The organism is Phormidesmis sp. 146-33 (assembly GCF_052939515.1).
The window spans coordinates 1-13,858 of record NZ_JBJPHU010000017.1 but is presented as its reverse complement, the minus strand read 5'-3'; the positions used below and the strand labels follow the sequence as shown (position 1 = coordinate 13,858).

Here is a 13,858-nt window from a genome sequence, read left to right as displayed (position 1 = left end):
ACGATACCATTCAACGATGTGCTAGAGTCTCAAGAATTTGATCTTCTGTCGCATAATCGAGTAGCTCAGGGGCATCGAGAGAACCCGCTTGTGGAGGATGCGATCGCTGCCACTCTACGGTTTGCTTGAACGCCTCCTGTCTTGCGATCGCTTCTGTGTAACCTAATTCCTGTCGAATTCGAGTGGAGTCAATCGTCCAATTCTGGGTAATATTGAAGGGCAACATCCACGATTCAGTCAGAGCCGATCGAGGCACAACGACGACTTGGCCTATCCAACCTGCTGCTTGTCCGATCGCTCGAATAAAATCGGCTTGGGATTGTGCAGTCTGTTCTGCAACGTTATAGATTCGATGCGCCGCTCTTGAATCAGTTACAGCTAGTACGGCTCACAATTAATTATGCAACATGGTGCTTGCCCAATTTCTTGTCTGCATCTTGACGAGTGAATGACCAGTTAATCGTCTTCCGTTGCTGATTTCTACGCTTTTGCCAAGCCCCTACCGCAGTCGTGAGTTGTTCTGCACTGGCAAGCCGACCCTTGAGACACTGTTTATCCAAAATGCCAATCTCAATCTCGGCCATGTTCAACCAACTGGCGTGCGTTGGGGTGTAATGAAACACCACTCGTTTGAGCAAACGCTCACTATGGTCGGCAAAGTTAGTCAGCGTATAGTTGATTTGGCTGACCAGCAGATATTGGCAATAGTCCAGGCGAGTAAAAGTATCTTTCATACCTCGACTCTAGCGACTCAAACCCAGTTTTGAGTCACCTATTCCTTCTTCCCTCCGCGTAAGTCCTAAAAGTAATTCTTGATGGGTCATTCCTTCGCTTTATTGCACCTTTTACCATCCACCTTCAGAGCGAGTGGCTGATGTGGGTATTCCTTATCACTGGTTCAGTCTACATCTGGCAAATCCGGGTGATCGTGAGCGATCGCTCGAACGTCGAGAGAAATCTTTAGCGGTATCTCTCATTGACATAGCATCTAATGACTCCTAAAAATCCTTGTAGAACAGGTGAAACATTGTCTGACAGCCATACGACCCCAACTTCGACTTGCGGAATCTTATCTTGTAGCCGTTTGTAGATCACACCTGCGCGTTGAAGATTTTGGAGTGAAGCTGGAACCAATGCAATTCCCATTTTTGCTGAAACCAGTCCAACAATCGTTTGCATCTGAACCGCCTCCTGCGCCACTTTAGGGCTGAAGTTCGCTTGCTGGCAAAAACTCACGATCTGGTCATAGAGTCCCGGTCCGAGGTAGCGTGGAAACAAGACAAATGATTCATCAGCGAGTGTATGGATCGAGATTGTGGTTTCACTGACCAGTGGGTGTGTTTCAGGCAAAGCGACAACCAGGGGTTCTTGCAGAATTGTTTCTAATTCGAGACTATCGTCCTTCAACGGTGGATGACAAAAGCCCACTTCAATTTGATGATTTTGCAGTGCCTCTTCCTGTTGTGTTGTAGTCAATTCCTGCAAGACAAGATGCACATTTGGAAATTGCTCCCGGTATTGAGACAAGATCGCAGGCAAAATATCGTAGACAACAGTACTGGTGAATCCAACAACGAGGGTTCCAGTTTCCCCTCTGCCTGCTCGTTGAGTGTCGCTGATTGCCTGTTCTACTTGAGCGAAAATTCGGTAAGTCGCCTGCAATAACACTTGCCCTGCTTCGGTCAACTGCACCTGTCGCTTTGTGCGGCGGTAAAACAATTCGACTCCTAACTCTACTTCTAGTTGCTTGATCTGTTGGCTAAGCGGCGGTTGAGCCATATGCAACCGCTCAGCAGCTCGATTGAAGTGCAGTTCTTCGGCAACCGCTACAAAATAACGCAGGTGACGCAGTTCCATATTTGATAGGTTTTTCGTCTCAAATCTATCAAATCATATATTGGACATCTCTAAACATGCTTCCTATACTCCAGAAACATGAGCATTCGACGAGGACAAAACGATGCAGGAGAATTTGAGAAGCCAAAAAATTACCCAGGGTTTGCAGCGATCGCCCAACCGTGCCCTGCTACGCGCCGTTGGATTTGAGGATAGCGACTTCAGCAAACCAATTGTGGGAATTGCCAGTGCCCATAGCACGATCACTCCCTGCAATATGGGAATTGCCCCTTTAGCAACCGCAGCCGAAGCAGGTATTCGATCAGCCGGGGGAATGCCGCAACTGTTTGGCACCATCACGGTTAGCGATGGCATTTCAATGGGTACGGAGGGGATGAAATATTCGTTGGTTTCCCGTGATGTGATTGCCGACTCGGTTGAAACGGTTTGCAATGCTCAAAGTATGGATGGAGTCCTGGCGATCGGCGGCTGCGATAAAAATATGCCCGGTGCGATGATCGCGATCGCCCGCATGAATATTCCAGCAATTTTTGTCTATGGTGGCACGATCAAGCCAGGACATCTGGAGGGTCAGGATTTAACCTTAGTCAGTTCTTTTGAAGCCGTTGGACAGTATAGCGCGGGCAGAATTGATGAAGCGATGCTCTATGCGGTCGAACGGAACGCCTGTCCGGGAGCAGGTTCCTGTGGCGGAATGTTCACAGCAAATACGATGTCGGCTGCTTTTGAAGCGATGGGCATGAGCTTGATGTATTCGTCTACAATGTCCACAATCGATCCAGAAAAAGCAGCAAACACGGCAGTGGCGGGACAAGTTTTAGTCGAAGCGATTCGCAAACAAATTTTGCCGCGAGACATTATCACGCGGAAATCGATCGAGAATGCCATTTCAATTGTCATGGCAGTAGGTGGCTCGACCAATGCGGTGTTGCATTTTCTCGCGATCGCTCATGCGGCTGAAGTCCCGTTTACGATTGATGATTTTGAACCCATTCGCGATCGCGTTCCAGTGCTGTGTGACCTCAAACCATCCGGGCGTTATGTCGCCACTGATCTTCATGCGGTTGGCGGCATTCCCCAGGTGATGAAAATGCTGCTGGCACAGGATTTGCTGCATGGGGATTGCTTAACAATTACGGGAGACACAATCGCAGAACGCCTCAAAGACATTCCTAAAGAGCCACCTGCGAATCAGGATGTGATTCGTCCCTGGAGCAATCCCATTTATGCTCAAGGACATTTGGCGATACTCAAAGGTAATCTGGCAACCGAAGGAGCCGTTGCAAAACTTACAGGGGTTAAGCATTCTAAAATGACTGGACCCGCGCGAGTGTTTGAATCTGAGGAAGACTGTCTAGCAGCCATTCTTGCAGGCAAAATTAACGCAGGGGATGTGATTGTGATTCGCTACGAAGGACCGAAAGGTGGACCCGGAATGCGAGAAATGTTGGCTCCAACTTCAGCAATTATTGGCGCAGGTCTGGGGGATTCGGTTGGGTTGGTCACGGATGGACGTTTTTCAGGGGGGACGTATGGCATGGTGGTGGGGCATGTCGCACCGGAGGCATTTGTGGGGGGAACGATCGCCCTGGTGCAGGAAGGCGACGAAATTACCATTGATGCTCCGGCGCGATCGCTACACCTGCATGTGTCAGAGATGGAACTCGAACAGCGTCGCGCAGCCTGGCAGCCACCTTTACCGCGCTACACAAGGGGCGTACTGGCGAAGTACGCCAAACTGGTTTCAACCAGTAGCCTGGGGGCAGTGACCGATCTGGATTCATCCATTGTTGGTGGAAACTGAAACTTACGGTTCACCTCAGGTCTCCACACGAGACCCTCGCGCAAGATACTGATTGCTGAACAGAATAGGCAGTGGATCACCGTCAAAAGTTGTTGGGCTGCTTCCTGGACGCTGCGCGTTGATATGAAGGTGGGGTTCTCCGCTGTTGCCTGAATTGCCGACTTCAGCCAGTTGTTGCCCGACCGAGACGAGATCGTCCGCCGCGACCTTGACACTCCCCTGCTTCAGGTGTGCCATAAACACAACCACCTGATTCTGCTCACACTGCATCAACACAAAGTTGCCCCGTTCGTTTTTCTCATCCAATGCAGGCGGAGACATATCGGGCATCGTGTTCACCGATTGCAGCACAACACCGGAGCAGGGGGCATGAACCGGTTCGCCAAAGATAGCGTATTGAGCTGGATCGCTCGGCTGCAATTCAGAGGCATGAGTCCCGACGAAGTTGAGCTTCACGATGTCGAGGGCGTACATCGTCCCTCGCAATTCCTGAAAACGTTTGCTTCGGACCAGATCGAGGTGGGCGTTGAGGACTTCCTTGCTGCCTCCGTTGGCAATGTAATAAGTCCCATTTCTGAGCGGAAACTCAAGGGAAACAGGGCTGACTGGCGGCAGGAAGTGACCTGTCCAGATATGCAGTGTCAGCGCCCAGAAAAGACCCGCGATCGCGCCACACAATCCAACCTTTGCCCATCCCCATCCGCTGTGTTGGGGAAAGCGAGGCTGTCTTCTTGCTTGCCGAAACGTCGCAATTACCAGAACCAGCCAAATGACCAGATAGAGGTAGGGTATCCACCAGGGAACGACCATCCAGAGTCCCGCCAGCGCGATCGCCACCAGATACCCCAGAATCAATAAGGTTTTGAGGAGCCAGCCAATTTGACTCCTCGAAGGCGATGCCCCCTGCCAAACCAGTAGACCCAGGGGAATCAGCAGTTGGAGAATAACAAGCGTAATATCCATTGGACGCTATGCAGGTTGGTTTTGATTGGGCAAGACACCCCGCAGCTTGGCAGCAATTGCTGGGGCAACCAGAAGCAGCAATAAACCAAACGCCATCATCCCCCCCTGGGAAGGGTTGTAGTCCGCAGCGATACGGTTCCAGGAGTAACCGAGAGTCAACCGTCCAAGACCGATCTCGAACCCAAGCGTAAGCAACAGCCAGAGCAATCCGACTTGTAGCAATTCCAGGATGCGTGAGGGATGAAGCCAGGGGATGAACAGGGTGGCGATCGTCAGGATGAGAATTGAGCCGCTGACAAACCCGACCTGATGAGCGCGGACATCGCCAAGTGCAGGAACCAGCCACAGTTCACGAATGGTGCCATTCAAACTTTCGGCAACGATAAATAGCAGCCAGACGGCAAATGCTCTGAGAAAAATCATTGATTCCCTCCTCAGCCAGTATCACTGATCCTTATCCCCATGCTAATCCTCAAAGTTGAGGACGAGTTGAGCATCGAGGTAGCCTGATGAAAAGCCGCTTCTCCTGGGAACAATCCCTATTTCTCTACTGCGCGACCGCCTATGCCTGGTCATGGTTGTGCTGGTGGTTGTCAACGCTGCTGCGGGAACAGGCAAACTTGATCCCTGTGCTGATAGGGGCGATCGGCACCTTTGGCCCCTTTGTCGCGGCAACGCTGGTTACAGGATGGCAATCTGGACAATCAGAGATACAAGCTCTACTGGCTCAAGGGTTGCGCTGGAGATTAGGTTGGCGGGGCTATGGGGTAGTTCTCGGCTTACCACCTCTGATACTGCTCCTGGCACTGGTGCTCTACCGTGCAACCGGAGGAGTGGTTCCAACTTTTTTTGTGGTCAACCATTGGGTGCTGGTGCCCTTGAGTTTTGCGATTAACCTTGCGCTGGGTGGTGCTTTAGGAGAGGAGTTTGGCTGGCGAGGGTTTCTGCTGCCGCTGTTACAGTCCCGTCTCAGTGCGTTATTGGCAAGTGTTGTAATTGGCGTCATCTGGACATTCTGGCATCTCCCTCTATTTCTCATTCCCGGTCAACTTCAGCAACACCTGCCGTTTGGACTCTATTTTCTCAATACGATCGCCCTTTCAATCCTCTTCACCTGGGTGTATAACAGCACTGGCGGCAGCGTTTTCAGTGCAATCCTGCTGCACACCTCAGTGGGTTACTGGTCGGGAGTAATTCCCGTATTGCCTCAGGCGATCGGGACTGTGCAACCATTTGCAATCGCAGTTCTCCTCATTTGGATCGTCGCTCTATCCCTTGTTGGGCAAGTAGATATGGGGAGTTTAACAAAAGGGCATCACTAAAAAAGCTTGCAAGAGAGCAGGGCTAACTCAGCACCTCGCCCATTGCAGATGAGCCTGCTGCAACGGTAGTCTTTGCTCGACTACAAACGGTTAGTAAGTCTTGAGTTTAGATCTTGCAACCAAACTTTCAAACTGTAGACAAACGGCTTTTGCTACGGCTGCATCTGTCAAAAGCACTCCTGCCTCAATGTTGCGTTCGTGAGCTGCTTCGGTAAAGTTAGCAGACGTGATGAAGACTCGCTCCTCGTCTACCACAATGCACTTGGCATGTAGACATGCTTTTGTTTCTGTTCCGATTACCAGCGATCGCGGGTCATAAAATACTTCTGGTAAGCGATTCCCAATCCAGATTTCCCTGCGAAAAGTCTCTGCAAACCGTCGCACTAAAGTCGTCTCTGGTTCGTCATTTTCGTAAGGACGCTGAATGTTCAGAAACATTTGAACCCTTAATCCTGGTTTAGCATCCATCCGCTTTGCCAGTCCCTCAAACAAATTGCGTGCCTTCTCTCCCCGGTCGATGGCAAAGCTTGAAATCAACACGCTGCGTTTAGCCGTGTTGAATAATTCACGGACGACAACGGCTGTATCGCGGCTTTCAGAGCCAGCAACTTCCTGTCCTGTCCAAACCAACTCAACGCGATCGCGCACCTGCTGGGTTGTAGCCCGCTCTGCTGCCAGTAAATTCAAAGTATAAGCAATATGGTGTGCTGTCGCTCCGACTGCACTCAAACGGTTTAACTCGTCTACAACATCTCGGCAAAATCCTTTGGGTACCAAGCTTTCAAGCGTGGGGATGGAGTAGGGCGGGCTTAATCTTCCAGTATCTAGTGCGGCAGCAAGCCCAATCAGCGCGGGACGACTCAGCTTCAGGAAGGGCGACATCACAGCCCTCCAACCTCAAAGAACTCCGCACCCAAGCCTTCAACAGTATCTGTAACCAGTGCCCGATCGAGGAACTCGTTGCGGCGTTCGCAGGAAGGTTCTGCAATAAGCAGGCAACCATGACAGGCAGCTCCATGTAAAAAGCGGCTTTCCTGCTGGTTATTGGGCTGATGCTGGGCACACACTGGATCGTTTGAACAAAGCTTACCCATCTCCAGGGCATTCATCAGGTGGTATTCAATTCGCTTGCCGACCTGTACCAAACCGCCAAGCGTCCCTTCAGACCCAGAAGTGCCTGTATAGAGGAGAATGCCATAACCTGCCTCTCCCGTATAGATTCTCTCTCGAATGGCACTGGCGGCATAACCGCATTCAAGAGAGACAGCAGTTATGAGCAGATGTGATAACGAGTGCAACATGACGTAGGGCAGGCCGAGAAACTTCACTTTGTCTGGATCGATGCCACGCTGACTGCGCCACTCATCAAAGCCTTTGTACAGGCTTCGACCCCGTTTCTGAACAACATCTCGTTTCAACCAGTTTTCGATCGCCTCTCTCTTAAACGAAATGAAGATCCCTTCGCCTCTGTTTTCAATTGCCGGAACCCAGGTTGGCTCAATATCGAGTGCAGCAGGTTGAACCGGGAGCGAGAGTTCACCGTCAACGTCGGGCATGACCGCTTCAAAGCGGGTAAAGCCAATTTGGGCAATAACTTCGCGTAAACGGTGAACCAGAACAATGCGATCGATTTTGGATGACAGGAGTGGGGAAAGTCCCTTTAGCGGGCGGGTTCGAGCGTAGAAGTCGCCCTCCGGAACGTCCTCACCCACCTCATCGGGTTGGGAAAGCAGGGTTTCGATCTCAACTTGCTTGATACTTTTAGGTTTGTCGAAGGTTCCGCTTTGACGACGCTTAACTTCTACCCAGGTCGCCTCATCACTAAAACCTTCGAGGGCAAGCATTACTTTTTCGTTTTTTCTACGGTAAAACTTGATATCGTCAATGCTCTCGGAACCTTTGAGGAAATCCTCGTAGACTAAATCAACGACTTTCCGTAGCGCTTCGTCCGAGTCTGGAAGTGAAATAACACTCAGTGTTTGAGCAAAGTAAGCATTGCTGGCAGACCGCACAAGCAGGCGGTTATATTCTGGCTTCCCGGTCACTTGAGAGACACAGCCTTCTTTTGCCGCAGGGCCAAGCCAAGGGCGGTGTCCTTCACACTGTCCCAGAACCTTGCCATTGGGAACGGTGGCATCGGAAAGCGGACGGCGTGCTCTACAGGCTTCGCATCGGACGAAAATGTCAACGAAATCATTGCCTGAACCACCCTCATCGAGCCAGAGTTGCCCCCGGCAGTTCTTATTCTGGCTGTCAGCATGGACAAAGCGGTACCAGTCGATGTCACTGATATGCCCATTTACACAAGCTTGTACAAATCGCACCGGAACAACGGGCACTTTTTTCCGCTCTAAGGTCAGGTATTTCCCTTTGACCAGGCTGCCCCAGGGTAACAGTGGACGAGTCCGGTATTTACGCTTGTCGGGGGTTTCCCACGTATCCTCCAGCTGTGCCAGAAACCAGACCGGGAAGACAAAGGAAGTAATGCCACTGCGTGCTGATTTTGCGTCTTGTTCGTCTACTGGAGGCGCATACATGGCAATTTGCTTCACGCCTAGTAATTCGCTGACTCGACCTGCCAGTCGATCTTCGTAAATCCGGCGGCGATCGCCCTTCCAGTGATTCAGTCCACCAATGAGAACGGAATGATTTGGCAAATCCACCATCGCTCCAGGACCGAAGGTAGAAATAATTTGGCTTTGACGGATTTCTCCAGCAGCGGGGCGCTTCGTCTTTGCTTTCATCTATTCGTCCTCCTCAATTTCAAAGCCATCGGGATTGCGGATCCACAAATTGACGGCTTGCTCCACATCCCTCAGGCTCCGTTGAGCTTTGAATTTTCGGGCTTCTAAAGGTTGCCGCTCCAGTTCTGGATCAAGCGGGTCAAACAGCAGCGGTGGTGCCTGCCCAACCTCCTGCTGGTACTGGAGCATGATTTTCTGGCTGGCGATGTGTTCCCAGGTGTCGAGCAGGTCTCTAACCCGTCCTTTCACCTTCTGGCGTAAGTCATCTGCTTCAACCGCATCCAACTCTTTGTCGTGCATCTCGGCACGTTGAGCGATTACGTCGGCAACCGTTTCAAGATCTTTGCGATGCTGGAGGATGTCGATCGCACGAATGGGAGCCGTCATGCGGCAATCGCCCAATCTTGCCAGAGCAACGGTGATAGCAGCGATGCCCCGGTCAATGGCACGAGGGGAGAAGGGAGTAACACTGGTGGCTTCTACTGCCCGGTAGAAGGTGGTATGCCATGCTTGGAAACGTTCGTAGTGGGAGCGATCGCGCGGACGGTGAACATTTAGGAGGGTAATGACTAATCCTGGTCGATTTTCATCTCGACCCACCCGACTGGTTGCCTGGATATATTCCGCCGCTGTTTTGGGCTGTCCCAGAACGACCATTAGCCCCAGACGAGTGATGTCCAGACCGACCGAAATCATGTTGGTTGCCAGACAAACATCGGCGTGTTCCTTGTCCTGAAAAGCAAGTGCCAGACGACGCTTCGCATCAGCGACTGCGTTGGTACTGACCCGTGACGTTAATTCAAGGGGCAGGTCACTGATTTTGCGATCGGCGAATGAGCCTTCTGCTTCTCCAATTCGCTTGCGCTGACTGTATTCAGCCAAACGAGCATTCACCTCATCTTCCACAATGCGACGGCTGCCACCGAGTTCTCGGAGCGAGTTGAAATATCCCAGCAGGGTCATATAGGGGTCAGCGGGATTCTTCAGATTCTTGCCGCCGCCTGACAGCTCCCAATCTTTCTGAGCTGCCCCCAGCAATGCCAGGTAAGTTCGCAGCAGCACGACCTTCAAGCTACGCCCCTGAGCAGCGATGCCAACGTAGGTGCGGGCGTGTTTCTCGGTAGCAGGAACAGTTTTCGCAAAGAAGGAATCGCGGCGATCGGGGCCGGGGGGTGGAAAAATATCGACCGCATCTCGACCAAAGAGGGCACGAATTTGTTTGGTTGCACGACGAACAGTTGCCGTGGATGCCACAATTTTTGGGCGTACCCGTTTGTTTTCCCCTTCTTGAGTCGAGAGGGCATCAATGGCGGTTTCATATAGCCCAACCATTGTGCCGAGCGGTCCCGAAATCAGATGAAGTTCGTCCTGGATGATCAGGTCGGGAGGGGGTAAGGGGTGGTTGAGGGGTTGTCCTCGTCCGGGTTGACAGGGACCGTAGAAACCATCTTTGTCGTAGCGTTCGACTTTGCCAAACAATCCACCTGTTTCACCCACCCAGGGAAGGCTGGCAAATTTATCAACTGTGGCAATGATGAAGCAGGGCAGCCGTCGATAGATTTGATCATCAACTGCCAGAATGGGTAGCGGCTGATTGCTTGTGAAGGAGCACTGAGGTTTTCCGTCCGATCGCTTTTTGCGATTAACACAGGCAACTCGAAGGTCATCTGGAACATCAGGACTAGGAAGTAATTGGAAAGAATTGCGGGTAAAGCGAGCACCGCACCAGGGGCAATTTTCGAGGGGGATGGGGGAAGGCTTTTGTCTGTCGTTGTTCTGGTAGGCGATCGTTCTCGATCTGGCGCTGTATTCGTCGTTGTCTCCTTTCTTGCCCATTCGGTTGGGAGTTGCTGCCTGCCCAACCCACAAGCCAATCTCAAAGGGATGTTTGCCCAATGTTTCGATGTCGTTCTGACGTTCTAGTTCAAGGGCGCAGATCAGGGTTGCTGCCCGTCCAAGCTGATCTAGGGTCAGCAGGCGCAGCGTATATCGCATCAGGACGCTTAAGCCAGCCGAGTGAATGTCGGGATGTCGCAGTCGTCGCAGTACCAGGGTAAAGGCTGCCAGTCCCAGGTATGCCTCGGTCTTACCGCCACCTGTGGGGAAGAAGAGGAGGTCTACCAGTTCGCGGTCGCTCTGCTCAGGGTTGGCGATACCAACAATATTCATGAGCAGAAATGCTAACTGGAAGGGTCGCCATTGGGGAGCGTCTAGAGATTCTGGAATTGCATCTTCCTTGTCATGGGTGAGTCGCTGGCGGATGGCTGTGGCAACAGCACGGTTGGCGATGCGAAATGCCTCAAATACCTGCGGGTCGTTCATTGCCTGTAACCCTGCTGCTATGCGCTGGCTGGCGATGATCGCTCGATTCAACAAATCGTTTGCCGTGTCCGCCCGATGCTTGGGATTCTTGGGTGCGTTGTCACGCTGGTCTTGTATCCAGTCTGCGTAAGCATCTACCATCGGATACAGTATGTCCCGCAGAGCCGCAGGAGTAGGGGCTTCAGCCAACTGCTCCATCCCTAGCTCAACATTTTTTACTTTGGTAGGAATGACTTTTTCAACGTCGGCTGTGGGTATCCAGGCAGTCCAAACTTTTTGGCAAACACCACTGGGTTCAACCAGGGCGATCGCAGAAACATTGTGCCCCACCGCAAATTCATAGTCATCTCGGTATTGCAGGTCTGCCACTCGTTCATCCCAGTCTTCACCGTTGCCGCCTCGCAGATCGGGACGGGGAACGAAGGAATTTTCTGCCTGAATCACCAACTGAGTCTGGAACGCATGAGAGGCATCGGGGGCTTTGTTGGGAGCCAGCCGACGCTGGTTGACCAGAAAGATAGAAATGGAGCGTGTACCGGCAGGCACCAGTTCCTCTGAAGAAACGGGGCGGACGGAGACGATCAGCTTTAGCCCTTTGCTCTCTGGAATGTCAAATTCTACGGGCGTTTCGCTGATCTGAATGGGGATGGTGAGTTCTGCTTGGTGGGGCGATCGCTGCCAGGTTCCGACTCGCAGGGTACTTTGGGATTCCTCTTCCGATTTGTCGGCAACGTAGCGGGTGTAGTCGCCCCAAGTGGCGGTGACGTTTAGGGAAGTGGTATGGGCAGTGACGAGCAGGCTGACACCCATTGAGGAGGGGAAGAAGCCTTTGCGGGCAGGTGCGCGATCGGGTGTGGTTTCATCATCACCTGCACCAACTTTACCGACAGCATCCAGTTCGTCGTTGCCTGTGTCGTCCGATCGCACCTCCATCGGAGCATCGTAGGGTACCAGGAACCCGGTGAGATACCATTTTGAGGGAGGCTGGGGAATGATTTCGTCGGCGTGTGCCAGGTCGTCGGGGGTGGGTCCAACTAAATCCAGTTGCAGAGCATCGATCAGGTGAGCACGAACCTCGGCAGGGGTAGTAGACGACATAGACAGCACGTCAGGATAAGGGCATTAAGTTTAGAATGCCCAGGATCTCCGGAGAATCCCGGATGGATTTCCCAACTTCATGAAGGTTTGACGAAAAGACTTCTGCCCTTTATGAGGGTTCAATAGCTAAATGAAGTGGGTGACTCTAAAGTTTGCCTGCTAGAACCTGGTTAGCTGTCAGGTTGAGATCTGGAAGTGTGGAGGACTGAATCAAGTCTGCCCCACGAAATTCAGTTGAGTCGTAGAGTTGATGCTCTAGGACTCAAAAGGTGACCTTCTCTTCTATCGGGTCAACGATCCAATATTCGGGAATTTCTAGCAACCCGTATTCAGCACGTTTAGAACGGTAATCGTCAGTTTTAGTGGAGGGGCTAACGACTTCAGCGACCAGAATTGGTGGTGGTTCGTTGAGGTTAATCACGGCTTCGCGCTCGCTCATCGCTTCCCACTGAGCAAGGGGTAAGACCGTGACATCGGGAATGCGGGAAGTGTCCCAGTTGCGTCCTCGCGGAGAGCGAACACCAACCAGCGCAGGCAAGGGAACCCAGGGTTGTCCTGATTGTGCCAGTGCATCTTCAAACTGGCGCACTAGAAAACGGATAATTGCCCCATGTTTGCCAGTTCCCAGACTCATGGGCACCAATTCTCCATCGACTAATTCATAGCGAGTATCTGTACCATCGTCGTAGGCAAGGTACTCTTCAAACGTCAGCTTTTGGGTGGCGATCGTCATAGAACTGGCTCGCGGTGGAGATCCACGATTCAGGAAGGTGTTTCTAGTATAAACTACGCCTCTAACCCAGGAATTGTTGGTGATTCAGTCCCACCTTTGGTAGTTTTGCCTTTAGATTTTTGCCCTTTGCCTTTCTTCCCGGCTGGCTTGCCCCTCAGTAACTCCTCCTCGTAGCGTTTCTGGTTCAGGTCGAGCAGGCGTGCTAGCACTTCGTCGTGAGTGGCTTCGTTCCATCGGTAGCGATAGGGCTTTTTGCGCTGACGCTTTGTAGTGGTTTCGTCTTCGTCCTCTTCTTCGTCTTCATAGTCAAGCAGGAATTCGCATTGAGGCTGAATATCGCTCCAGCCATAGGCAGCGAGGACTGCGCGATCCATTTCGTCATGCAGTTGGCGCAGCTTGAGAATATCAGGATGGAATTCGTTGGGGTCGTGGAAGCGGTTGTAGGTTTGGGTTAAACCTTCGTTGTTGCGAACCATCAGTTCGGCGCGAAATTCGTAGTATTGTTTGCCAACGGTTTCCAGATTGGCATCGGCTTCCCAGTTTTCGGGGAAGGGGAAGGTTTCAAAACAGTCAGAAGAACGATAGCCTTGCCTATCCTCAAGCGATGAAGAGAAAAATGCAGCAAATAAATTATGAATACTTGATTGTAGAACTGCAAAAGCATGATCTTGAGATAAGGTGATGACTGTGAGATTGTGAGAAAATATATAATTTGTAGGTAGCCAAACAAAAGCCAAATATTTGCTTACTGACGAGCATACCAAGACACGCTCTAACTTTGAAAGTTCTGCTGTCAAACCAGGGCGTTTCTCACCATATTGCCACCATTTATTGCGAAGGGAATCACGTTTCTGTTTTTCACGATCGGGTTTCACTTTACTTGCAATGATGTGCATTAAATCAGTCCATTTCCATGCCTCAGCTTCATCTAAATCAAAAAAGTTAATGGCATATCTGTAATATCAATGGTTCGGACAGTTTTTAGTTGAGGGGATGGACAAGAAAGCTATCGATC

General features: G+C 51.4%; 12 protein-coding genes. 2 read left to right on the top strand and 10 right to left on the bottom strand.

Annotated elements, in window-relative coordinates; translation table 11 throughout:
- Window positions 1–10: 10 nt before the first annotated feature.
- From ACJ2PR_RS09245 to ACJ2PR_RS09235, 3 genes are all read right to left on the bottom strand, one after another.
- The gene (locus tag ACJ2PR_RS09245) at window positions 11–256 is read right to left on the bottom strand and encodes a hypothetical protein (RefSeq protein WP_446876815.1); all 246 of its coding nucleotides are present in this window, start codon (window positions 254–256) and stop codon (window positions 11–13) included.
- 142 nt (window positions 257–398) lie between these two features.
- On the bottom strand, window positions 399–734 hold the full coding sequence (locus ACJ2PR_RS09240) for a transposase (RefSeq protein WP_446876814.1): 336 nt from the start codon (window positions 732–734) through the stop codon (window positions 399–401).
- 226 nt (window positions 735–960) lie between these two features.
- A complete protein-coding gene (locus tag ACJ2PR_RS09235; protein ID WP_446876813.1) occupies window positions 961–1,857 on the bottom strand; it encodes a LysR family transcriptional regulator in 897 nt (298 codons plus the stop codon).
- 103 nt (window positions 1,858–1,960) lie between these two features.
- On the opposite strand from ACJ2PR_RS09235, the gene ilvD reads away from it, so the two are divergent.
- Complete coding sequence (ilvD, locus tag ACJ2PR_RS09230) at window positions 1,961–3,661, top strand: dihydroxy-acid dehydratase (protein ID WP_446876812.1); 1,701 nt, start codon at window positions 1,961–1,963, stop codon at window positions 3,659–3,661.
- A gap of 15 nt (window positions 3,662–3,676) precedes the next feature.
- On the opposite strand, the gene ACJ2PR_RS09225 is transcribed toward ilvD, so the two are convergent.
- Both ACJ2PR_RS09225 and ACJ2PR_RS09220 read right to left on the bottom strand, forming a co-directional pair.
- Window positions 3,677–4,624, bottom strand: a complete 948-nt coding sequence (locus tag ACJ2PR_RS09225) for a peptidoglycan DD-metalloendopeptidase family protein (protein WP_446876811.1) — start codon at window positions 4,622–4,624, stop codon at window positions 3,677–3,679.
- Window positions 4,625–4,630: 6 nt separating this feature from the next.
- Window positions 4,631–5,047: a hypothetical protein gene (locus ACJ2PR_RS09220; RefSeq protein WP_446876810.1), complete on the bottom strand. Its 417-nt coding sequence runs from the start codon at window positions 5,045–5,047 to the stop codon at window positions 4,631–4,633.
- An 86-nt stretch (window positions 5,048–5,133) separates the two neighbouring features.
- Between ACJ2PR_RS09220 and ACJ2PR_RS09215 the strand changes: the two genes are divergently transcribed.
- Window positions 5,134–5,946 (top strand): CPBP family intramembrane glutamic endopeptidase, encoded by an 813-nt coding sequence (locus tag ACJ2PR_RS09215; protein ID WP_446876809.1) that lies wholly within the window; start codon window positions 5,134–5,136, stop codon window positions 5,944–5,946.
- 90 nt (window positions 5,947–6,036) lie between these two features.
- Here the strand turns inward: ACJ2PR_RS09215 and drmC are convergent, their stop codons facing one another.
- The 5 genes from drmC to ACJ2PR_RS09190 all read right to left on the bottom strand — a co-directional run bounded on the left by drmC (window position 6,037) and on the right by ACJ2PR_RS09190 (window position 13,790).
- Entirely contained in the window at window positions 6,037–6,828 is a 792-nt protein-coding gene (gene drmC / locus ACJ2PR_RS09210) for a DISARM system phospholipase D-like protein DrmC (protein ID WP_446876808.1), read from the bottom strand.
- Window positions 6,828–8,690 carry a DrmB family protein gene (gene drmB / locus ACJ2PR_RS09205; RefSeq protein ID WP_446876807.1) on the bottom strand — a complete coding sequence of 621 codons (1,863 nt, stop codon included), beginning with the start codon at window positions 8,688–8,690 and terminating at the stop codon, window positions 6,828–6,830. Before drmB ends, drmC begins: the two co-directional genes overlap by 1 nt.
- Window positions 8,691–12,110, bottom strand: a complete 3,420-nt coding sequence (gene drmA, locus ACJ2PR_RS09200; RefSeq protein WP_446876806.1) for a DISARM system helicase DrmA — start codon at window positions 12,108–12,110, stop codon at window positions 8,691–8,693.
- 262 nt (window positions 12,111–12,372) lie between these two features.
- Complete coding sequence (locus ACJ2PR_RS09195; RefSeq protein WP_446876805.1) at window positions 12,373–12,843, bottom strand: Uma2 family endonuclease; 471 nt, start codon at window positions 12,841–12,843, stop codon at window positions 12,373–12,375.
- A gap of 53 nt (window positions 12,844–12,896) precedes the next feature.
- On the bottom strand, window positions 12,897–13,790 hold the full coding sequence (locus ACJ2PR_RS09190; protein ID WP_446876853.1) for a type IIL restriction-modification enzyme MmeI: 894 nt from the start codon (window positions 13,788–13,790) through the stop codon (window positions 12,897–12,899).
- Window positions 13,791–13,858: the final 68 nt, after the last annotated feature.

What these genes read in the sequence shown, in the direction of transcription:
- ACJ2PR_RS09240 (WP_446876814.1), bottom strand. Translation starts at nt 734, where the DNA reads ATGAAAGATACTTTTACTCGCCTGGACTATTGCCAATATCTGCTGGTC.
- ACJ2PR_RS09235 (WP_446876813.1), bottom strand. Translation starts at nt 1,857, where the DNA reads ATGGAACTGCGTCACCTGCGTTATTTTGTAGCGGTTGCCGAAGAACTG.
- ilvD (WP_446876812.1), top strand. Translation starts at nt 1,961, where the DNA reads ATGCAGGAGAATTTGAGAAGCCAAAAAATTACCCAGGGTTTGCAGCGA.
- ACJ2PR_RS09225 (WP_446876811.1), bottom strand. Translation starts at nt 4,624, where the DNA reads ATGGATATTACGCTTGTTATTCTCCAACTGCTGATTCCCCTGGGTCTA.
- ACJ2PR_RS09220 (WP_446876810.1), bottom strand. Translation starts at nt 5,047, where the DNA reads ATGATTTTTCTCAGAGCATTTGCCGTCTGGCTGCTATTTATCGTTGCC.
- ACJ2PR_RS09215 (WP_446876809.1), top strand. Translation starts at nt 5,134, where the DNA reads ATGAAAAGCCGCTTCTCCTGGGAACAATCCCTATTTCTCTACTGCGCG.
- drmC (WP_446876808.1), bottom strand. Translation starts at nt 6,828, where the DNA reads ATGTCGCCCTTCCTGAAGCTGAGTCGTCCCGCGCTGATTGGGCTTGCT.
- drmB (WP_446876807.1), bottom strand. Translation starts at nt 8,690, where the DNA reads ATGAAAGCAAAGACGAAGCGCCCCGCTGCTGGAGAAATCCGTCAAAGC.
- drmA (WP_446876806.1), bottom strand. Translation starts at nt 12,110, where the DNA reads ATGTCGTCTACTACCCCTGCCGAGGTTCGTGCTCACCTGATCGATGCT.
- ACJ2PR_RS09195 (WP_446876805.1), bottom strand. Translation starts at nt 12,843, where the DNA reads ATGACGATCGCCACCCAAAAGCTGACGTTTGAAGAGTACCTTGCCTAC.